Origin of the sequence: Mucilaginibacter sp. SMC90 (genome assembly GCF_022811725.1) — a bacterium.
In the GTDB taxonomy this organism is placed as follows: Bacteria; Bacteroidota; Bacteroidia; order Sphingobacteriales; family Sphingobacteriaceae; genus Mucilaginibacter.
Window position 1 is genome coordinate 7,680,828 of record NZ_CP094527.1, and the last position, 19,350, is coordinate 7,700,177.

At 42.7% G+C, this 19,350-nt stretch carries 16 protein-coding genes and 2 tRNA genes; 11 read left to right on the top strand and 7 right to left on the bottom strand.

The window, feature by feature from the left end; all coding sequences use genetic code 11:
• Positions 1-232 precede the first annotated feature (232 nt).
• Complete coding sequence (locus MTO98_RS32080; RefSeq protein WP_243483548.1) at positions 233-2,755, bottom strand: OstA-like protein; 2,523 nt, start codon at positions 2,753-2,755, stop codon at positions 233-235.
• Positions 2,756-2,857: 102 nt separating this feature from the next.
• Here MTO98_RS32080 and tilS point away from each other — a divergent pair, with 102 nt between their 5' ends.
• The 4 genes from tilS to MTO98_RS32100 all read left to right on the top strand — a co-directional run bounded on the left by tilS (position 2,858) and on the right by MTO98_RS32100 (position 6,400).
• The gene (gene tilS, locus MTO98_RS32085; protein ID WP_243483550.1) at positions 2,858-4,195 is read left to right on the top strand and encodes a tRNA lysidine(34) synthetase TilS; all 1,338 of its coding nucleotides are present in this window, start codon (positions 2,858-2,860) and stop codon (positions 4,193-4,195) included.
• The gene (locus tag MTO98_RS32090; protein ID WP_243483552.1) at positions 4,192-4,674 is read left to right on the top strand and encodes a hypothetical protein; all 483 of its coding nucleotides are present in this window, start codon (positions 4,192-4,194) and stop codon (positions 4,672-4,674) included. The genes tilS and MTO98_RS32090 overlap by 4 nt, the downstream gene beginning before the upstream one ends.
• A gap of 343 nt (positions 4,675-5,017) precedes the next feature.
• Positions 5,018-5,959 (top strand): hypothetical protein, encoded by a 942-nt coding sequence (locus MTO98_RS32095; protein ID WP_243483554.1) that lies wholly within the window; start codon positions 5,018-5,020, stop codon positions 5,957-5,959.
• A 3-nt stretch (positions 5,960-5,962) separates the two neighbouring features.
• On the top strand, positions 5,963-6,400 hold the full coding sequence (locus MTO98_RS32100; RefSeq protein ID WP_243483556.1) for a hypothetical protein: 438 nt from the start codon (positions 5,963-5,965) through the stop codon (positions 6,398-6,400).
• A gap of 8 nt (positions 6,401-6,408) precedes the next feature.
• Here the strand turns inward: MTO98_RS32100 and MTO98_RS32105 are convergent, their stop codons facing one another.
• Complete coding sequence (locus MTO98_RS32105; protein ID WP_243483558.1) at positions 6,409-7,290, bottom strand: LysR substrate-binding domain-containing protein; 882 nt, start codon at positions 7,288-7,290, stop codon at positions 6,409-6,411.
• Between the two features lie 143 nt (positions 7,291-7,433).
• Between MTO98_RS32105 and MTO98_RS32110 the strand changes: the two genes are divergently transcribed.
• Entirely contained in the window at positions 7,434-8,672 is a 1,239-nt protein-coding gene (locus MTO98_RS32110) for an MFS transporter (protein WP_243483560.1), read from the top strand.
• A gap of 191 nt (positions 8,673-8,863) precedes the next feature.
• On the opposite strand, the gene MTO98_RS32115 is transcribed toward MTO98_RS32110, so the two are convergent.
• The gene (locus tag MTO98_RS32115; protein ID WP_243483562.1) at positions 8,864-9,826 is read right to left on the bottom strand and encodes an isopenicillin N synthase family oxygenase; all 963 of its coding nucleotides are present in this window, start codon (positions 9,824-9,826) and stop codon (positions 8,864-8,866) included.
• 203 nt (positions 9,827-10,029) lie between these two features.
• Here MTO98_RS32115 and MTO98_RS32120 point away from each other — a divergent pair, with 203 nt between their 5' ends.
• Together MTO98_RS32120 and MTO98_RS32125 are read left to right on the top strand one after the other, a co-directional pair.
• Positions 10,030-11,718, top strand: a complete 1,689-nt coding sequence (locus MTO98_RS32120) for a DUF6600 domain-containing protein (protein ID WP_243483564.1) — start codon at positions 10,030-10,032, stop codon at positions 11,716-11,718.
• Between the two features lie 79 nt (positions 11,719-11,797).
• Positions 11,798-12,244, top strand: coding sequence for a thioredoxin domain-containing protein (locus MTO98_RS32125; RefSeq protein WP_243483565.1), 447 nt, complete (start codon positions 11,798-11,800; stop codon positions 12,242-12,244).
• 70 nt (positions 12,245-12,314) lie between these two features.
• On the opposite strand, the gene MTO98_RS32130 is transcribed toward MTO98_RS32125, so the two are convergent.
• Together MTO98_RS32130 and MTO98_RS32135 are read right to left on the bottom strand one after the other, a co-directional pair.
• A complete protein-coding gene (locus tag MTO98_RS32130) occupies positions 12,315-13,160 on the bottom strand; it encodes a ferritin-like domain-containing protein (RefSeq protein WP_243483568.1) in 846 nt (281 codons plus the stop codon).
• A gap of 12 nt (positions 13,161-13,172) precedes the next feature.
• Positions 13,173-13,865, bottom strand: a complete 693-nt coding sequence (locus tag MTO98_RS32135) for a ferritin-like domain-containing protein (protein ID WP_243483569.1) — start codon at positions 13,863-13,865, stop codon at positions 13,173-13,175.
• Positions 13,866-15,247: 1,382 nt separating this feature from the next.
• On the opposite strand from MTO98_RS32135, the gene MTO98_RS32140 reads away from it, so the two are divergent.
• The 3 genes from MTO98_RS32140 to MTO98_RS32150 all read left to right on the top strand — a co-directional run bounded on the left by MTO98_RS32140 (position 15,248) and on the right by MTO98_RS32150 (position 15,960).
• Complete coding sequence (locus tag MTO98_RS32140) at positions 15,248-15,565, top strand: hypothetical protein (protein WP_243483572.1); 318 nt, start codon at positions 15,248-15,250, stop codon at positions 15,563-15,565.
• A 99-nt stretch (positions 15,566-15,664) separates the two neighbouring features.
• Positions 15,665-15,739 (top strand) — tRNA-Val (locus tag MTO98_RS32145).
• A gap of 143 nt (positions 15,740-15,882) precedes the next feature.
• Positions 15,883-15,960: transfer RNA gene (locus MTO98_RS32150), tRNA-Val, on the top strand.
• A 158-nt stretch (positions 15,961-16,118) separates the two neighbouring features.
• On the opposite strand, the gene MTO98_RS32155 is transcribed toward MTO98_RS32150, so the two are convergent.
• Positions 16,119-16,895: a M17 family peptidase N-terminal domain-containing protein gene (locus MTO98_RS32155; protein WP_243483574.1), complete on the bottom strand. Its 777-nt coding sequence runs from the start codon at positions 16,893-16,895 to the stop codon at positions 16,119-16,121.
• Between the two features lie 197 nt (positions 16,896-17,092).
• Here MTO98_RS32155 and MTO98_RS32160 point away from each other — a divergent pair, with 197 nt between their 5' ends.
• Positions 17,093-18,391 carry a leucine-rich repeat-containing protein kinase family protein gene (locus MTO98_RS32160; protein WP_243483576.1) on the top strand — a complete coding sequence of 433 codons (1,299 nt, stop codon included), beginning with the start codon at positions 17,093-17,095 and terminating at the stop codon, positions 18,389-18,391.
• 757 nt (positions 18,392-19,148) lie between these two features.
• Here the strand turns inward: MTO98_RS32160 and MTO98_RS32165 are convergent.
• Entirely contained in the window at positions 19,149-19,343 is a 195-nt protein-coding gene (locus MTO98_RS32165; RefSeq protein ID WP_110584045.1) for a hypothetical protein, read from the bottom strand.
• Positions 19,344-19,350: the final 7 nt, after the last annotated feature.

The following is a 19,350-nucleotide window of genomic DNA, read 5'->3' on the forward strand; positions in this document are numbered from 1 at the left end:
TTCCTTTATTTGATAAATAAAACAGGTGTTTCAACATGCTTTAAAAAAGAGGCAGAAAAAAAAGAGATAGCCCGCCGGCTGTCTCTTTTTTAAATTTAAGTTGACTGACCTCATTATTTATCATAAAGAACTAATTGGTTAGAACGATAATAACAATTAGTCAAATATAAGCACTATAGAATTAGTAGACTAATTTTTTTGATAAAAAATGTTACTTTTTTTTCATTTTAGGTCAGTTTTTCTTAACAGATGGCGTTTTGTTAACAATACTGTCCTTTTTCTGCCCATTTCCGGGTAGTTTTGGTGCAAAATTCCTGATTATCGTATCCTTTTTAATTTTTACCCCATTATTCTTCCCAGTATCAACTTTTAAGGTACTATCCTGCATGTTTTTTATTGCCGGCCCTTTCAGGCTATCCGTTTTGAGGCTTGCTCCTGGTTTAACAGTTCCGGGTTTGGCGGAAGCATTTTTTACCGGCGATTTGGTTGTTGCCGCTTTTTTAACATGCTTTTTAATGATATCTTCTTTTGAGGTGGGCCGCTCTTTGGGTTTCCACAAAAAGCCCTTCAATATCTTATCATCTTCTTTTACTTTATCTATAGGGATATACCGGTTTTCGGGCTTGGTTAAAAAGAAAACATCCGTGGCCTGGTTATTTTTAAAAGAGGTACGGATCCGGCTGCTTAATGATCGCTGCATCCCCGAAACCTTGCCGCTGTCGCGCTGAAAATATATAGTTTCGGCATTACCAAACGTATACATCTGATCAAGCTTGTCATCCTTGAAATATCCCCGCATTTTTTTCCCTGCTACCTGGTTAAAATGAGTTGAGTCATCCTTTTCAATATTTACGATAAATGCCGAAGGGAACAATTCAATATTATCAAGCTTTTTGTGCCGCATTTGCAGGTATACGGTATCCCCGCTCAACTGCGACCCCTGCGCCCATATCATAGGATTTACGTACATACGCATGGTGGAGTCGCTGTTGCTGTAAAATACAGAATCAGATTTTGCCTGCAGATCGGATTTAAAGATCTTAACATGGTGATGCCCTATAAGCATCCTTACACGTGCAGTATCTTTTACATTAACAGGATACTGTTTAAAAACAGGGTCACGCTGCATTTGCTCACGATATATACTATCCTGCTTTGCTTTTCTAACAGCAGCAAGTGCTTCTTTTTTTCGCTGTAATGAATCATTTACCGGCTTAGGCTTTCCAAAAAAATCACGGTGAAAATAACTGGTATCCATAGGCACCTTTATATAATAGGCCGTAAGGAATTTGGAGGATTTTTTATCTGCTGCCAGTTTACGCTGTTTGAGGGTGGTATCCCGCAAAGTACGCTGACGTTCCTGGTAAATTTTTTGATTTTTATAGGTCATGATCTGCGTTTCAATCGTATCGGCAGTCATAAATATCGAATCACGTTTCATGTGGCTGGTATCTTTTGGTGCCACCGTGGTTTTTACAGGCACAAGCTTTCCGGTTACCTTGGTAACGCCCGGCTTAATGGCATCGGCCACTCCCGCCAGGCTACCTATGTTTTTTATACCTGCTTTGTCCTTATTATTTTTCAATGCAGGGGCCGCCGCCTTCAATGCCGAATCGATGAGCTTTTCATTACCTTTCTTAGCCTGCGTTGCTGCTTTTATTAACATATCGGCATTAGCACCTTTATTATTTTTCAAAGCATCCTGTGCCAGGGCAGCCGCCATATCCACATTAGCACTATCTTTTTTACCTATCGCAAACGGCTGTTTAATGGGCATGGTATTAGCAGGGGCCTTATGGCTGCTATCGGGCTTTATGGCATTGGCAATTTTGGTTAGATCGGTAACGTTTTTTACTGATGTTTTGGCATTCTTATTCCCGGCAGGTAATTGCTTAGCCGTTGTATCGGTTTTACTGGTATCCTTTTGTTCAGATACCAATACTACATAGGCATTTTCGGTAACAACGGTTTTTTCCTCGGCCCTGTAGTACGTCCCCAAATCGCCCTTAATGGTTACTTTTTGTTCGCGGTCTTCAAAAGTGATGTTTTTTACCGCCCGGCCATAACCTTTCAGCTTATCATAAAAAAGACTATCTCCCTTTAACGATTTGGTACCCTGCCTGTATGAATTTTTCTTCCCGAAATAAGCCTGTTCGGTAACGGTGTTATATAACCCATTTTCGGTGTACAGTGTATCTTTATCCTTGGTACCATAAATATTGGTAGGGCCGAAGAAATAAGCTATGCGCGTGCCTGTATTGTATTTAAGGGTATCTGTTTTTATCAGGGCATCGGGCGTGGTAAGTACCACATCGTACCGGAAATAAGAGTCGCGGCTAAAAGCAAAGTAATATCCATTTTTACTGGTAAGCACGTTATCCTTGTTTACCAGCTTACCGCCGCCTGTGTAAGTACCTATACGGCTGGCTGTATTATACGTGAGGTAATTGGTGGTTAAGGTAGCGTCGCGGTCAACCATTTTAACGTTATCGGTAAGGATTGCCGTTTTGGTATTACCATTATAGTTCAGCTTGTCCGAAAATATGTTCAGCGTATCGCCCTGATTAATGTTTACATTGCCAAAAGCATCAAAAGCGTTTTCGTTGGGATAAAAGTAAGCACTGTCTGAGCGAAGAATGGAATAATCCTGCTTAAACACGCCTTTATAAACCTTGAACATCTGCTTGCCATTAATTTTTGCTCCGGTGCTCCGTTCAGATTGAATCAGGTTTACAATTGATTTTTTTTGAGCCATAGCTGCAGTTGCTATCGCCAAAAACAAAAAGCATAAAACGTATTTCCTCACAGTGGCAAAATTAGTTTTTTGTTGGGGTTATTAAATTAATAATTTTGATGAATGCTGCCAGTTAATCAGTTTGTTAATTTTATTGAGCAAAACAGCTTATTTAAACCCCCTACACCCATATTGGCAGCTGTAAGCGGCGGCATCGACTCGGTGTTAATGGTGCACCTGCTTAATGCCGCAGGCTATGATTTTGGCATTGCCCATTGTAACTTTCAGTTGCGCGGCGACGAAGCCCTGCGCGATCAGGCTTTTTGCCGCAACCTCGCCACAATACTTGGTGTACCTTTCCATACCGTAAACTTTGATACCGAACAATACGCCGCCGAAAACAAGATCTCAATACAAATGGCAGCCCGGGACCTTCGTTATCAATGGTTTGATACAATTTGCCAGCAATCAGGTTATGAGGTTGTTGCGCTTGCTCACCACCAAAACGATACTATTGAAACAATATTGTTAAACCTTACACGCGGCACCGGAATTGCCGGGCTGCATGGCATTTTACCTAAAAATGGTAAACTTGTGCGCCCCTTGCTGTTTCTTTCCCGTGCAGAGATACAGACCCATGTTACAGCCAAAGGTTTAACTTTTGTTGAGGACAGTTCCAATGCATCGGCAAAATATGCCCGTAATAAGATCAGGCTGGAGGTTGTGCCAAAACTGAAAGAACTGAACCCATCGCTCGAAAAAACGTTTGAAAATAACCTGCTTCATTTTCGCGACCTGGAGCTGCTGCTTGAGCTTAAGCTTGATGAACTAAGGCACACCCTGGTGCAGGTACGCGGTGATATTATCTATTTGCCCATTACCGGCGTAAAGAGGCTTAACCCACAACGCCTGTTGCTTTTTAAGCTGCTAAACGAGTATGGTTTTAATGAAACTATTATTGATGATCTCATTGCTTCGCTCGATAAACACTCAGGCCGGGTATTTGAATCGGGCACACACACGTTGCTGCTCGACCGTGATGATATCATCATAAAACCCAACACTACCATAGTGCCTGCAGAGATAATTATTAATAAAACAGACCACGAAACTAATTTTGGCGTTTACAGGTTGAATTTACTGCATGATGATAGCCCCCTGATCATAAAGGATAACCCGATGGCTGTATCTATTGATACCGATAAACTGATTTATCCGCTTAAAGTACGTACATGGCATGAGGGAGATCATTTTTTCCCTTTGGGGATGAAGGGCAAAAAAAAGTTAAGCGACTTTTTCATCAATCAAAAAGTGCCGCTGCACCAAAAGGAAGAAATTCCCATAGTTGTAAACGGTAACGGCGAAATTATGTGGATTGGAGGCTATCGCCCCGACGAAAGGTATAAAGTGAGTGATAACACTAAAAAAGTTACTATCTTCGAACTGTTTAAACTAACATGAGCGATAAATCCGTTTTTACTGAAAAACAATACCTTGGCCGGGAATTTATACCGCTAACCATACGCCTGGTTTTAGCCATGTTTTGTTTTGCAGCCTACTTCTTTACCGACGAACGTGAACGCAATGGTGATTTGCTGGTTGTTGTGGGCTTTGCCATCATCATTATTTCTATTATCCTGGGTTTCCTGCTCCATTTCCGCACCCGGGTGGAGAACAAGAGTGTGATGCTTGACGGCCTGTGGACAACCAAGCTGGTAAAAATAGATTTGAATAGTATTGTTAAAGTTGAAAAAGGCAGTTACAGCCGTTACCTGTTCAACAACCCCGTTTATAATTTGCATACCAAAGGCACCATCCGCTTTTTCACCTCAGGCAACGAAGCCATTCACCTTACCGACCGAGATGGCCTGCTTTACATCATCGGCTCCAAACATCCCAATGAATTTTTGAGGGCGATAAGGGAAGAAATGAAAAAGTAATCCGGGCTTAGTCAGGAGCTTGTTACCCTCTATATCCGGCTCCGGCATAATTATGTGCTTATAATAAATTACGAGTACTTTCCCGGAGATTAAACGGAGTTTCCTTTTAAAAGCAATGCCCCAGATCAACCTGTATTAAAGTCCTGATCACCAGATTGGTAATTTAAGTAAAACTACGTATTCATCTTCTTTATAATGAGTAAAACTACTTAACTCATTTAAAACGGCATATCCTAACTTTGAAAATATACGCTACAGGCAACTTCTAAATAAACCTTTTGCCATTGTCCATTATCCGGCACCGTTAGTTTCTATCAACTTAGTTTAACCTAAAGTAATTGGTATGAACCACCTTAAAGCAGCGCTTCTTTTGTATTTATGTTCCATTGGCAATCTGGCCTTGGCGCAAATCATCATGCATCCTCATCCGCAGCCAACCTCGCCGGTAGTTGTGAACCGCGTACCTACCAGGCTTGCATTTTCGGCAATACAGCAAAGGAGGCTTGATTCGTTATTAAGAGCGTACAAAATAGCTGTAGAAAGCATACGACGAACATCGCCGGCTTCATATGCAAGTAGTTTAACGGCACTACAAGCCGAAACCCGGCAGAAAGCCAGTCAATTGCTTACCATCGACCAAAAGCAGAATTTTCAGGTATTATCGCAAGACACCACCATGTTAGCTTTTGACATGGCTGTGCCCCCCATTAAATCTTTCCCTTTTCCTCCACCCGCGGGCTACACCTTTGCGGTACTCGACAATACTATTTTCGGCAATTGCCGTTTACTGGGCGATGCCGGCAATATTATTTATAGAGCCGTTACATCATTAACCTGCAATTATCAGGATGTTGGCTATTATGCTATTCCTAATGGCTTTGTAGTTGTCACCAAGGTAGAGGAAATTAATGACGACGCTACATCAGTTAACAGTAGCGACCGATTTTCTGAAGGGCATTATGATAACATAGGATTTTGGGATTTTATTGCTCCCCGTAAAGGCTATTTCAGGATTTTTGCTTTTTTAGTGACGGATATACCCTTTAACGCAACCAACACAAGGGTAACCGCAAATAACGCCCTGGAATGGATACGACTGGCGGCCAACATTTTACCAGATGCCATCAGGAACAAACCTTTTACACCCGGCTACAATTGTACCGTGATTGTTTATGAGTTTAAGTCGGAAGAGGCCAATACCCCCCTATCGCCCTTGCTGTCCCCGAGGTTCAGTGCTCAAGTCCACCTACAAAAATCACATATAGCCGAAAGTTTACAACCCTGAGATATGGCTTCGATCATTAAATACAAAGCCCAGAAAAGGCTTACCACGGTATGGTTTTGCTCATCCGGATTACTTTTGGCTTATGTAATTTTATGGCAAATAACCGGCAAGGAAACAATTACAGATATTGCATCATGGTTATTGGAACATCTTGTCCCCTACCTCACCCTCATAACAACCGGATTTATAGTTGCCTATAGCCAGGAAAACAAGTATGATAATGCCCAGATAGATGTTTTCTTTTACAGGCTGTCATTATTGGTGAGCATCTTTTACATAGGTTTCCTGATGGTGATCCTCATCATGATCCCTAAAGATCAGTTTCAACATGGCAAGCAATATGCTAAAGACTCCTTTGAGCAAACCAGCAAGATACTGCCCTATTTTGAGGTAATACTGGGAGGTGTATTGGGTGTGTTTTTTACCAAAAAGAGTGAGTAAAAACTTCTCTACTCAGCGACCATCACCTTCATCAATTCTTCAATAAATAAAATAGCCGCGCGTTTACGGTAAACACCTTTTTGCCACAGAATATATGATTGCCGTTTGATCCCCTTTGATTCGATAGGGATAGCGATCACTTTATTCCAGCCGATGATGGCTTTTTCATTAAGAATGGTTGCCCAATGTCCATTCTCAACCAGCGCCAGTAATGAATGCACGTCGTTAAGCTCTATTTTAATGTTGGGCGCTATCTTTTTACGATTAAATAGTTCATTAATAAACTCACGCGAGCTGAAACCTTTGCCGGGTAAAATAAGATCCTGTTTAGCCAGTTCTTCCAGGCTTATTTTATTAAGCTTAGCCAGGGGATTATTCTTAGATACCACCATCACTACACTCGAGCTAAAAAGCTCCTGCATTTCCAGGTCTTCATCATCGCTTTCGTTATGAAAGGACAGGGTCATATCCAGTTCGGCCAGGCGAAGCTTTTTTTCAAGCTCTTCGGGGTTACCGTAAGTAATAAAGATCTTGATGCCCGGATACTTGGTGCTGAATGGGGCCAGCGCCGGTAAAAGCAACGATGTAAAAGCATACGAAACACCGAGATTCAACTCGCCGGTGGTGGCATTCTGCAATTCGCTGATGGCTTGCTTGCTCCGTTGCACATCGTTAAGGATTTTGCGGGCATGGGTTAAAAATATATGCCCGGCTTCGGTGATGCGTACATGCTTGCCTATCCTGTCGAACAGGAGCATACCCAGTTCCTCTTCCAGCTGTTTAATTTGTTGTGATAGCGTACTTTGTGTAATAAACACCGCCGCTGCCGCCTCGGTAAAATTCATCGTTTCGGCAGCTTTAACAAAGTATTGCAATTGGCGCAGTTCCATAATCAATCGTTTTTACCTATCAATTCTATTAAAACAATCTATTTTACAAATGTATCAATATGGGCGATATTTGCATTATAAAACAATTCAATAGTCTTGCATTAAGTACTCCCCTGAATTTGCTTTTGTTATGAATTGAACAAATGAATGTGTTTCGCTCTTTAAAGTACCGTAATTTTAAGCTGTTTTTTTACGGTCAGTCAATATCCCTCATTGGCACATGGATGCAAAAAACAGCAGTGAGCTGGCTGGTTTACCGCCTCACCGGTTCGGCGCTGTTGTTAGGAATTGTAAGTTTCGTGAGCCTGATCCCCTCCCTGATATTAGCCCCATATGCAGGCAGTATTGTTGACAGGCATAACCGTTACCGTATTTTAGTTATTACCCAGCTGGTATCTATGCTGCAGGCCGGGGCATTTGCTTTCATGATCTTTTTCAAGATCTATAATATACCTGCAATTATTGGTTTAAGCCTGCTGCAGGGAATTGTAAATGCCTTTGACGTTACCTGCCGCCAATCATTAATGGTGGATATGGTTGATGATAAGGCCGATTTGCCTAATGCCATCGCCCTCAATTCCACAATGACAAACCTTGCCCGTATTGCGGGCCCTGCTATTGCAGGTATTGTATTGAGCGCCTTTGGTGAGGATGTTTGTTTCTTCGGTAATTTTTTGAGTTATATTCCGGTGCTTACTTGTTTATTTATGATGAAACTGGACACTATAGTGCCTGTCCGCTCAGAAAAAAGTATCTGGACAGAGTTACAGGAGGGTTTCAAATATGTATCAGGTGACAGCGACCTGAGCAGCATGATCCTGATGCTTACTGCAAGCAGCCTGTTCGTTATTCCTTTTAACACCCTGATGCCAATCTTTGCAAAAGATATTTTTAATGGCGATGCCAAAACCTTCAGCTGGTTTGAGAGCGCGGCTGGTTTAGGTTCGGTGATCAGTGCGGTGTATCTGGCCAACTTAAAAACCAATAAAAACCTGGTGAAGATCATGTCAATAGCCAGTCTTATCTTCGGCACCAGTGTGCTGATGGTAGCTTATGCTGGCAAACTACCATTTGCCTTAGTATTTATGGTATTTACCGGTGTGGGCATGATGGCGCAAACATCAGCTATTAATACTTACATCCAAACCCATGCAATCCCGGCCATGAGGGCAAGGGCTATCAGCTACTATGTGATGGCCTACCAGGGCATGATCCCGGTAGGCAGCTTGATGGCCGGATGGTTAGCCAATGAGCTTGGCCCGCGTAAAGCTGTTTGTATTGAGGGTATTATCGGAGTATTAGCAACTGCCTTATTTGTGTTGTATAAAAGAAAACAGGCAGCCGGTGAAAGCGTTGATGGCAAAGCAGTACTGGCTAAGTAAAATTATATCGTCTACCTATATAAATTCAGAAGCCCTTTCCGTTTGGAGAGGGCTTCTGAATTTATGAAGATGTCATTGCGAGGAGCGAAACGGGAATGAGTTTGGGAGCTACGCGGCAATCGCATACTTTACAGGGCAGACAAGCTTCCGTGCGATTGCTTCGTATCTCGCAATGACGCTTTTTTAATTATTTACATTTTTAAACCAATCTCTCTCAAACGTTCATCCAAATATTCGCCTGCAGTAATATCGGTATATGATTTAGGATGCTGGTCATCGATACATGAATCAAGACTGGTAAGGTCCATATCCGATTTGGGATGCAGGAAAAACGGCACCGAGAAACGGGAAAACTTCATCAGCTCGCGTGGAGGGTTCACTACGCGGTGAGTGGTGGATTTTAGTTTATTGTTGGTTAAACGCTGCAGCATATCGCCAACGTTAACTACCAGGTCTTCACCGTAAGCTTTAACCGGGAACCAGGTATTATCGCGGGTCAACAATTCAAGCCCGTCGGCACTGGCACCTATTAATAAAGTAATGAGATTAATATCTTCATGGGCACCGGCACGTACAGCATCATCAGGTACCGAGTCAGGATCCAGTATCGGGAAGTAATGCAGGTTACGCAGGATAGAGTTTCCGTTGTGTACTTTATCATCAAAATAATTCTCAGGCAATTCAAGATAAACAGCTATGGCGCGCAGCAAATGCTTGCCCGCGGCCTCCAGCTTTTTATAAACCTCAATAGTAGTTGGGTTAAACTCCGATAGCTCATTAACCTGTATATTTTCGGGATATTGGGCTTTCAGCACATCATCGTCTGTTACGGTTTGGCCAATCTGCCAAAACTCTTTCAGGTCGGGGGTTTTAAAGCCTTTGGCCGTTTCCTTACCTTTACCTGTGTAACCACGCTGGCCAGCCAATCCAGGAATTTCATATTGCTGTTTTACAGCATCGGGCAAGGCAAACAGGGCTTTAACCTGCTCATAAAGTTTATCTATCAGCTCTTTGCTTAAACCGTGGTTAGTGATGGTAACAAACCCGGTTTCGTTAAAAGCTTTACCGATATCGTTCGAAAATTGCTTACGTTCTTCGGCGGTGCCGTTTATATAGGTATTCAGATCCAGGCGTGGAATATTTACTGTGCTCATAGTTATTGTTTATAAAACAGGTAGCAAAATTATTTAATTTTTAAGCGCAGTACACAAGATAGCAATAAAATTTTATCCCCATAATTACATTGGCTTAGTTTGTATTAACCCCTTAAAACAATTTTTGCTTTAAACGTTTTATACTTCTGCCTGTCATATATTTAGCAACAACAAATAAACAGGCCTTTATAAACTATCGTATTATGAAATTCATCAATAAAATATGCGGCATAAGCGTAATAGCATTTTTGATAATGCTTGCCGCCCCAAACATGAGTAAAGCCCAGGAAGGAGGCTATGTATCCGACCAGGAGTTTTATGACGAACTTGACCCTTACGGCACCTGGGTAGGCGACCCGCAATACGGTAACGTTTGGGTACCGGATGCTGAAGACAATTTCAGGCCATATGCAACCCGTGGCCACTGGGTAGTAACCGACTATGGTAATACCTGGGTATCTGATTACGAATGGGGCTGGGCACCGTTTCACTATGGCCGCTGGCGTTATGACGATTATTATGGATGGGAATGGATTCCGGGACATGAATGGGCACCTGCATGGGTAAGCTGGAGGCACGGTGGTGGTTACTATGGCTGGGCACCATTACAGCCTGGTATCAGTATCAATATATCTTTTGGTAACAGCTATAATGTACCTGACAATTATTGGGTATGTGCCCCGCAGGCTTATATAAACCGGCCAAACATTTACAACTATTATGTACCGCAAACCCGCGTGGTAAACATTATCCACCGCACAACTATTATTAACAATACCTATGTTAATAACAACCGTACTTATATAACCGGTCCGCGAATTAACGAGATAAGACAGGTTACCAACAATCGGAACGTACGCGTTTATAACATCACCAATGTTAACCGGCCAAATGGCGGCGGCAGGGTAGTTAATAATACAGTGAATATCTATCGCCCTGAAATAAGGAAAGCGCCTGATGCCAGGCCGGCCAGGGTAGTAAATGCGGCAGCTTATCGTCAGCAAAACCCTAATAACGGAATTGCTAACAGGCAAGCCGGAAATGCAGCTATTAACCGCAACAATGCTGCCCGTTTAAGGGAAGTAGCCCGTAATGAAAAACCTGACAATAAAGTAGTACAGGTTAACCATGCAGGCCCGGCTGCAAGGCCAAACCCCGCAAACGGGGCACGCCCTAACCAGCCGAATGCAAGGCCCGGAGATAACCAGGCACAGCGCGAGCAACAGGCTCAACAACGCCAACAGCAACAACAAGCGCAAAGGCAACAACAAGCAGATCAAAAAGATCAAAACCAGCGTTCACAACAGCAGCAGGCACAGCGTCAGCAGCAGCAACAACAACGCCAACAGCAACAGCGGCCTCAAAACCAACCCGACCAGCAAGCCCAAAGGCAGCAACAACAGCAGGAACGTCAGCAACAGCAACAGGCTCAAAGGCAACAGCAACAGCAGGAACGTCAGCAACAGCAGCAAGCCCAAAGGCAACAGCAGGAACAGCAGCGTCAGCAACAGCAGCAGGCGCAAAGGCAGCAGCAACAGCAGGAACGTCAGCAACAGCAGCAAGCTCAAAGGCAACAGCAGGAACAGCAACGTCAGCAACAACAGCAGGCTCAAAGGCAACAGCAACAGCAGGAACGTCAGCAACAGCAACAAGCTCAAAGGCAACAGCAGGAACAACAACGCCAGCAACAGCAGCAAGCCCAAAGGCAACAGCAGGAACAACAACGCCAGCAACAACAGCAGGCGCAAAGGCAACAGCAGGAACAGCAACGTCAGCAACAACAGGCGCAGAGACAGCAGCAACAGCAGGAACGTCAGCAACAGCAACAGGCTCAAAGGCAGCAGCAGGAACAGCAACGTCAGCAACAACAGCACCGCCCCCAAAACAGGTAAATAAATTATAACTGCTACAATAAACAGCACGTATAAAGCATTATATACGTGCTGTTTTTATATAAACGCCCATTAAAAAATGAAGAAAATCCTGCATGCCCAATACTTTATCATCACACTTGTTTTTGCCCTTACTACTGCTGCTAAAGCACAAGAAGGCCTGAGCAAGCCATCAACCCAGATCAATTTTATCGAAAACTCATGGACCGACGCTCTTAAACAGGCCGCCCGGCAAAACAAATATATTTTTGTTGATGCCTATGCCAGTTGGTGCGGCCCCTGCAAAATGCTTAAGGCCACTACATTTAAAAACAATAAGGTAGCCGATTTTTATAACGATAATTTTGTGAACGTGGCCATTGATATGGAAAAAGGACAAGGGCCGGCACTGGCTGCAGAATGGGGATTGCAGGCCTACCCCACCATGATCATATTTACCAGTAAAGGCAAACCCGTTTCAGGAACTGTAGGTTACATCAGACCAAACGACCTGATCAAATTTGGTAAGCAAGCCTTGAATAAATAGTTAAACTTTCAGGCATAAAAAAACCGGCACTATAAGTAACCGGTTTTTTTAACTCAATTAATACCTTTATTTAGCTGTAGATAAAAGTACCTACTAATAAGGCTAACACCTGGTCCATAGATAAAGGCTCATCAAAAGCAGCGGTAGCTACCGCAACAGATGTAGTAGAGCCAGACACGCTTGGCAATGTGGTAACATTAACCGGCCCCTGGGTAACATTCTGTTCGCCATCATAATTGCCGTTAACTTGTGACACACCCGTATCATTGCCTAAAGTAGCCGTACTGGTGATCCACGGAGAAACACCCAGCAACTGGCGGATAGCCGATGCGTGGCGGGCTTCAACCGCGTGGATAGATAAAGCTGCGGTTAAAATATCCTTGTTGCCCAGCAAATTAGGAGCCTGGCCTTTATAAGCACGTACACCGGTATCTTCAAAAGCTAATGCTACCTTCAAAAACAAGTTATAATTGCTAAACAAACCTTTAAACGGGCCATTCCCTGTACCGCCGCCTGCAGTAAAATCAAACTTAGGCGAAGCAACCGGTGTACCGCCCGAAGCTGTGATAGCTGTTTTCAGGAAGGCTACGTGCTGGTTCTCGTCGTCTTTTACGGTGTTGATGTAAGAAGCACCTGCCGCAGGGATCAATCCTGCCGAAGCAGCACCCGTATTATAAAATGATGATTCAAGGTATTCGAGCGTTAAAGCATAGTTTAAAACCTCAACCACGGTTGGGGCCGCTGCTGCGCCGTATGCTTTTTTCAGCATGGTACCCATTGCAAACGGCACAGCAGCCAGAGCTACTTTTGAGCCGAAGCTGGTTATATTTTTGATGGCTGCGCGACGCGGGTTAAGCCTGTCGTTCAGTTCCGGATCAAATTTTTCTATTTCGTCTATTATATTAAATAAATTCATGGCGATGTTGGGTTAAGCTACGTAACTGTAATTAGATGCACTCACTTTGGTTTTAAGGTAGGTGTTTGCAATAGGCAATACCTCGGCAATAGTTGCCGTTTTGTTTAAACCGTTGCTATCAACCTGGTCGTCGGCTGCAAATGAGCCTGCAACAAGCATATTGCTGATCAGTGCTGCATGCCTTGCCTCAACCGATACAATTTTACCTGCAATGGTTAAATAGCCAGGGTCCTGGATCAGGTAGCCCGCGCCGTCATAAGCTTTAACGCCGGTATCTTCAAATGCTTTGGCTGCGCCAAGTACTGCGGCTTTTTTGGTAAAGTCAATAGTACTGAAATCAACAGTAAGGGCCGGAATTGCGTTACCGCCCAAAGCGGCTTTGAAAAATTCACGGTGAAGCACTTCGTGATCGCGGATGCTTGTGAAAAGCGCCTTCTCGTCAGATGTCATACCAGCGTATGGATTGCTAACTACCTGGATGTAAAATGCCGCTTCCAGTTGCTCAAGGGCGTAAGCGTAGTTCAGGATAGCAAGGTCACCTTTAGCACCGATATCAATGCCTCCCCCAACATTTATCTTATGATCTTTGTGGCAAGCCGCTGTAGCTAAAAGGCCGGCAGATGCTACGCCTAAGCCTGCATAGCGTAAAAATGACCGCCTGGCCATATTTGCCCCGCCTATGCTTTCTTGTTCAGATGTTTTCATAAAGTTCGATTTTTTTAATTTATAATTAGTTGTTCTGTAGATGGATATACGCCTGTAACAACACAACAGATTTTAATTAGTTGATAATTAATCTACTCTTAATTAGAGTGTTTAACTTTCAGTAAAAACCAGGACTATTATTTCAGTGAAAATATTTTTAAAATGAGGGGAACAAAAAAGGCCGAAAAACTCTCGCAGTTTTTCGGCCCTACATCTACCTATGAAAACAACCCTATGAGAAGGGTATTAATACTTATCCAAACCGGGTGCCAAATCATAAAAGTGGCCTCAAAGTGCTATAAACAAGCTTTTTAATGCTGTTATACCTTTTATATGTGGAAACTAATCCCAAAACCGGGGATTATAAGCTACTGATCGTTAAATATTCTTAATTAAAAGGCAACGAAACAAAAGAGTTATTAAATTTTCGTTAAATAAAAAAGGCCGGACAACTCTCGCAGTTATTCCGGCCCTACATCTACCTATGAAAAACAACCCTTTGAGAAGGGTATTAAGCTTTATTCAAACCTGATGCCAATCGTCAAAAACGAGTTTAATTGCCTAATTGGCAGGTTTTTAATACAAAATCAATCCTCAATGTGTAGAAATGACACCCTTAAGCGGGAATTAATTTCCCAATGGTTAATTTTTGGCAGGCATGTTATTAATTATCAGGCAATATAAACCATCGTAATAAAAAAGGCCGGACAACTCTCGCAGTTGGTCCGGCCCTACATCTACCTATGAAAAACAGCCCTTTTTAGTAAGGGTATCATCTATAATTCAAACAGGATGCCATAATAAAAAATGCTGTTATTTATTCAAAAACAAGCTTTTATAGCCGCATGAAAGATCCAGTGTGTAAATACTTTCCTTAAAGAGTGGCATTATTTTCCCAACAGTTAAAACTTTAACAGCAAAAAACGGATACGGATGCTGCAGCTAACATACTTTTAAAAATAATTTGAAAGCTGGCGCGGAAGATTATAAGTATAAGCCTTACCGAAGATACAGGTGCATAGGTTTAACTCGGCAAGCTTCACTAAAATTCTCTTTGGGGAGTGATACTGGAGGACGGCAATAAATATTAAAAAATAAAAAAGGTCGAAACACTCTCGCAGTATTTCGACCCTACATCTACCTATGAAAAACAACCCTTTGAGAAGGGTAATAACATATATTCAAACGAAATGCCAAATGATAAAATTGCACTTATCAGCCTAAAAAACAGCTTTTTAATATTTCCTAAATGTTAAACTGTAGAAATTTTCCCCAAACAAGGGTGCGATTTCCACATCTTGAGAAATGCATATAAATTCAAACAATTTTGCCTATTAAATATTAAATAAGAAACTATCCCCTTTAAACTTTGTTACCCAATTATGGACTACAATGTATATTTACTGGCAACCGATCCTCAAAACCCCTGCAGGGACGTGATCCACTCCAGGGATACACGCCTGAAGGTAAAAGTTTATTGCCTTGATGAGGAACGGTTTAGTCCGGATGATAACGAGATTCAGCTTTACGGCTACGCCGAACATAAGCTTTATGCTTTTGAAACAGTTAACGTTGCCGCTGAAGACGCATTGGATTTAGTAGGTGCCATACAATGGTATGCCCACTACATCGATTTTCCTGAAATGGAGATCCTCCCCGAAGACCCAAGACCCCGTGCCCAATACCGGGATGTTAAGTAAACCACTCCGTTACCAGCTGTAAATCAACACTATCATTTTATTTGAAATTTTATTTTGACAAATAAACACAACCCCCTATATTTGCAGTCCCAAAAGGAAGGGAGCTTAGCTCAGCTGGTTCAGAGCATCTGCCTTACAAGCAGAGGGTCACTGGTTCGAACCCAGTAGCTCCCACAAAAAAGCCTAACAGCAATGTTGGGCTTTTTTATACTTTCATTCCGGGGCAAAATACTTCATAAAAGTATTTGCATTATTTGGCAAAGAGATTTAACTTCGCCACTCGGTTTTGCCGAAACAATGGTAAAATCAAAAACAAAGGGAGCTTAGCTCAGCTGGTTCAGAGCATCTGCCTTACAAGCAGAGGGTCACTGGTTCGAACCCAGTAGTTCCCACCAAAAAGAAAGCCTAACAGAAATGTTGGGCTTTTTTATTTGAAAATTACACCAATCCACCTGCCGATAAATTGTAAATAAAAAAGGCTTTCCCAAAATGAAAACCTTTTTTTTCTGATAAACACCGGGCTATACCCGTTCTTGCTCAGTTTACATTTTGCTTAATTACTCTTTAAAGTACCAACAAAGGCCTTAACAGCCTCCGCTGTAGTTTGAAAAAAAGCCGGTCCTGCAAGCAACGTTATTTTAACCATCGGCTGAAAACTGCTTAGCGAGCGTTCTTTTAAAAACATCTCCGTTTCATAAGCATTCAGTGCTCCCTTTATAACATTAACAGCAACGGTACCTGTAGGCGAGTCGATACCTGCGTCTTTTAAATCACTGGCATGCGAATAACTGCTCACCCCCAACCGCAAGGCTTCGCGCATTTCTACACGGCCCACACTGGTCATTAGCCCGGGGTTAAATACCTTTCTATCGCCGAGCCCTATGATCAGCAGCTTTTCGGCAGCTATACTGCCCGCCGGCGGTGTAATCAATATTGTTTCCAATGCCCGCCCCTCAAACCTGCCGCTTTTACGCAATTCAGTTAACATACCTTTCAAGACATCATCTATATGCACTAATCCGTTAAGGCTGCGCGGCAAAGCAGGAGGCGAATTAAAAATATCCCCCTCTGTATATTCAAAAACACAAATAACCTGCAAAGGCGTTTGCTGGGTGGAAGGCGCCTGAACCGTAGTTGCTATTGTTATCCCATCTTTTTTCCCCAATACCGCCGTTGTTCCCGGCGCAGCTAATGCCTCTGTTTGCGCAATGGCCGTTGCAGCGCCCATTAAAATAAAAGCAGCCACAACAATTGCATGCAGCAAGGTCTGTTGTAAGCCCGCAACTGCATTTGTACCCGAATTTCTTGTTGTTGATATAGCGTAATTCATAAATATGATTTTTAAACCTGATGATATATAATGATTTTCTTATCGGTTACCGACAGGCCAAAAGTGACCAAAACAAAGAAGCTGAACGATGATGTAGGTTAAGAAAAATATCACATTGTTATTAAAAACCAGATAAACGGATTCGGTACATGCACAACATAAATGTTTAGGCTTTTTTGTTCCTTTGCTCCCAGCCTATGCAAACATTAAAGCAGTTACAAAACGGAGAATTAAAAGGAACCATTTCACTTAAACTATCTGAGCAACTTTCGCATTTCCCGGTCGAAATTTTTGCGCTGGCCGATACATTGGAATATCTCGATCTCTCGTTCAATGACCTGAGTACCTTACCGGCAGACTTTGGCAGGCTCCGAAAACTGAGGATCTTTTTCTGTTCAGAAAACCGGTTCACTGTTTTACCCGAAGTACTGGCCGATTGTCCGCACCTGGATATTGTAGGATTTAAATCAAACCAGATAGAAACAGTGCCACCACGCTCTGTTAATCCAAATCTCCGGTGGCTCATCCTTACCAATAACAGCATTACAGGTTTGCCTGCCGAAATAGGCAATTGCAGCAGGATGCAGAAACTGATGCTTGCGGGTAACAGATTAAAGGAATTACCGGCTTCACTTGCCAACTGTCGCAACCTGGAACTGCTCCGGATTTCAGCCAATCAGCTAAGCGAATTTCCTGAGTGGCTTTTATCTTTGCCCAAATTGGCATGGCTGGCTTTTTCGGGCAATCCTTTCAGCTATAAACCAATAGTACAATCGCTTGAACCTATTGATAGCCGCGAGCTGCAGATCAGTGAATTGCTTGGCGAAGGTGCGTCTGGCATAATTTCAAAAGCCACATGGCGGCATGCCGGCGAAACAAGTGAGGTTGCCGTTAAAATATTTAAAGGAGCGGTTACCAGCGATGGCCTGCCCGAAGATGAGATGGACGCCTGCATCAGCGCAGGTAATCATGACGGGCTTGCAGAATTAATAGGCCAGATCACCAATCATCCCGAAAACAAAAAAGGACTGGTAATGAAACTTATACCTGATACCTTTTACAACCTTGGCCTCCCACCCAGCTTTATTAGCTGCACACGCGATGTTTTTAAACCCGGCATGGGTCTTACACCTGCACAAATACTAAAAATTACAGGCACCATTGCATCGGTTGCAGAACACCTGCATAGCAAAGGCATTATGCATAGCGACCTTTATGCCCACAATATTTTAATTGATGATGAAGCGAACACGCTGTTCAGCGATTTTGGGGCAGCCTGTTTTTATGATGCGTCAGATATAGAAACCGCCAGGAAACTTGAATTGCTTGAAGTAAGGGCTTACGGCTGCCTGCTCGACGATCTTATCAGCTTATGTAATGAAGCTGAACACCCCGGCATTGAAAAACTTACCGCGCTTAGGGACATGTGCATGAGCGATGATGTGTCAAAGCGGCCTTTATTTTATCAAATATTATCTCAATTACACAAATTGTAACAACCTGCCAACCGCAACTAATATTTCTGTAAGTTTTGGCACATTTACGCCCCCACGAAACCTATTTTATAAACAAAGTGGATTAAAACGTAACCCAACGCTTTAATTTTTTAGAAATATTTGAACGAAAAATGATAATTTTTACCAATCCGTCGATTCATTCGTCAGATTCGTCGGTTTTTTTTTGATTTTAACAATCCATGTATTAGATTTGCAGCTATTTCAATACAAGGTTACCACCTTGATTTGTGATAAGGTTTAGGTTTAAAGCCTCCAAGCAGCGAGTGCAAGGAGGCTTTTATTTTTTACTTTATCCAATAACGCATCAACTAAAGTTTTAGTGTTCAAACAAGCAATAAAATTCTTAAGTCAGAAGTATTAGCCGGAAGTCATAAAATCGGATTTTCGCCCTGTTTTTTAGGCGTAAACGACTGGGCAAAAGTTTAGGACTGCCCGTTGTTTGTGTCCGGAAGGTAAAATTATATATATATTAAAAAAGATGTCATTGCGAGCGTAGCGCGGCAATCTCGTAGCCAATGCATGTCCGCCCTGTATAGCTACGGGATTGCCGCGTCGCCCCAAACGCTTTTGCCCATGCCGCTCCTCGCAATGACATGACTTTTTTAACCAGCATTCCCAACCGATCTTCATCTTCCGAACATCTATGGTGAAAATACCAACAACGGCAGGAACTAACAAACTTACATTACATACCCGACTTTGAACTTAAGACTGGCGACTTAAGACTAAAGCAACACTACTTATTTTCCTTTACCACATCAATAAGCCAGGTTACCAAGCCAATGAAACCGGCTATAAACAATCCGGCTCCTGCACCACGCGCATAGTCATCCCATTTTTCGCTGGGCCCGCTTGGAATGGCCATCCCTGCCGAAAACAGGATAATACCTATTAGTAAAAGATAAACAGAGCGTTTTGCTTTATTTTTCATCGGCCTA

What these genes read in the sequence shown, in the direction of transcription:
- MTO98_RS32155 (WP_243483574.1), bottom strand. Translation starts at nt 16,895, where the DNA reads ATGAATTACGCTATATCAACAACAAGAAATTCGGGTACAAATGCAGTT.
- MTO98_RS32125 (WP_243483565.1), top strand. Translation starts at nt 11,798, where the DNA reads ATGAAGAAAATCCTGCATGCCCAATACTTTATCATCACACTTGTTTTT.
- MTO98_RS32115 (WP_243483562.1), bottom strand. Translation starts at nt 9,826, where the DNA reads ATGAGCACAGTAAATATTCCACGCCTGGATCTGAATACCTATATAAAC.
- MTO98_RS32090 (WP_243483552.1), top strand. Translation starts at nt 4,192, where the DNA reads ATGAGCGATAAATCCGTTTTTACTGAAAAACAATACCTTGGCCGGGAA.
- MTO98_RS32100 (WP_243483556.1), top strand. Translation starts at nt 5,963, where the DNA reads ATGGCTTCGATCATTAAATACAAAGCCCAGAAAAGGCTTACCACGGTA.
- MTO98_RS32095 (WP_243483554.1), top strand. Translation starts at nt 5,018, where the DNA reads ATGAACCACCTTAAAGCAGCGCTTCTTTTGTATTTATGTTCCATTGGC.
- MTO98_RS32110 (WP_243483560.1), top strand. Translation starts at nt 7,434, where the DNA reads ATGAATGTGTTTCGCTCTTTAAAGTACCGTAATTTTAAGCTGTTTTTT.
- MTO98_RS32105 (WP_243483558.1), bottom strand. Translation starts at nt 7,290, where the DNA reads ATGGAACTGCGCCAATTGCAATACTTTGTTAAAGCTGCCGAAACGATG.
- MTO98_RS32080 (WP_243483548.1), bottom strand. Translation starts at nt 2,755, where the DNA reads ATGGCTCAAAAAAAATCAATTGTAAACCTGATTCAATCTGAACGGAGC.
- MTO98_RS32165 (WP_110584045.1), bottom strand. Translation starts at nt 19,343, where the DNA reads ATGAAAAATAAAGCAAAACGCTCTGTTTATCTTTTACTAATAGGTATT.
- MTO98_RS32160 (WP_243483576.1), top strand. Translation starts at nt 17,093, where the DNA reads ATGCAAACATTAAAGCAGTTACAAAACGGAGAATTAAAAGGAACCATT.
- tilS (WP_243483550.1), top strand. Translation starts at nt 2,858, where the DNA reads ATGCTGCCAGTTAATCAGTTTGTTAATTTTATTGAGCAAAACAGCTTA.
- MTO98_RS32130 (WP_243483568.1), bottom strand. Translation starts at nt 13,160, where the DNA reads ATGAATTTATTTAATATAATAGACGAAATAGAAAAATTTGATCCGGAA.
- MTO98_RS32140 (WP_243483572.1), top strand. Translation starts at nt 15,248, where the DNA reads ATGGACTACAATGTATATTTACTGGCAACCGATCCTCAAAACCCCTGC.
- MTO98_RS32120 (WP_243483564.1), top strand. Translation starts at nt 10,030, where the DNA reads ATGAAATTCATCAATAAAATATGCGGCATAAGCGTAATAGCATTTTTG.
- MTO98_RS32135 (WP_243483569.1), bottom strand. Translation starts at nt 13,865, where the DNA reads ATGAAAACATCTGAACAAGAAAGCATAGGCGGGGCAAATATGGCCAGG.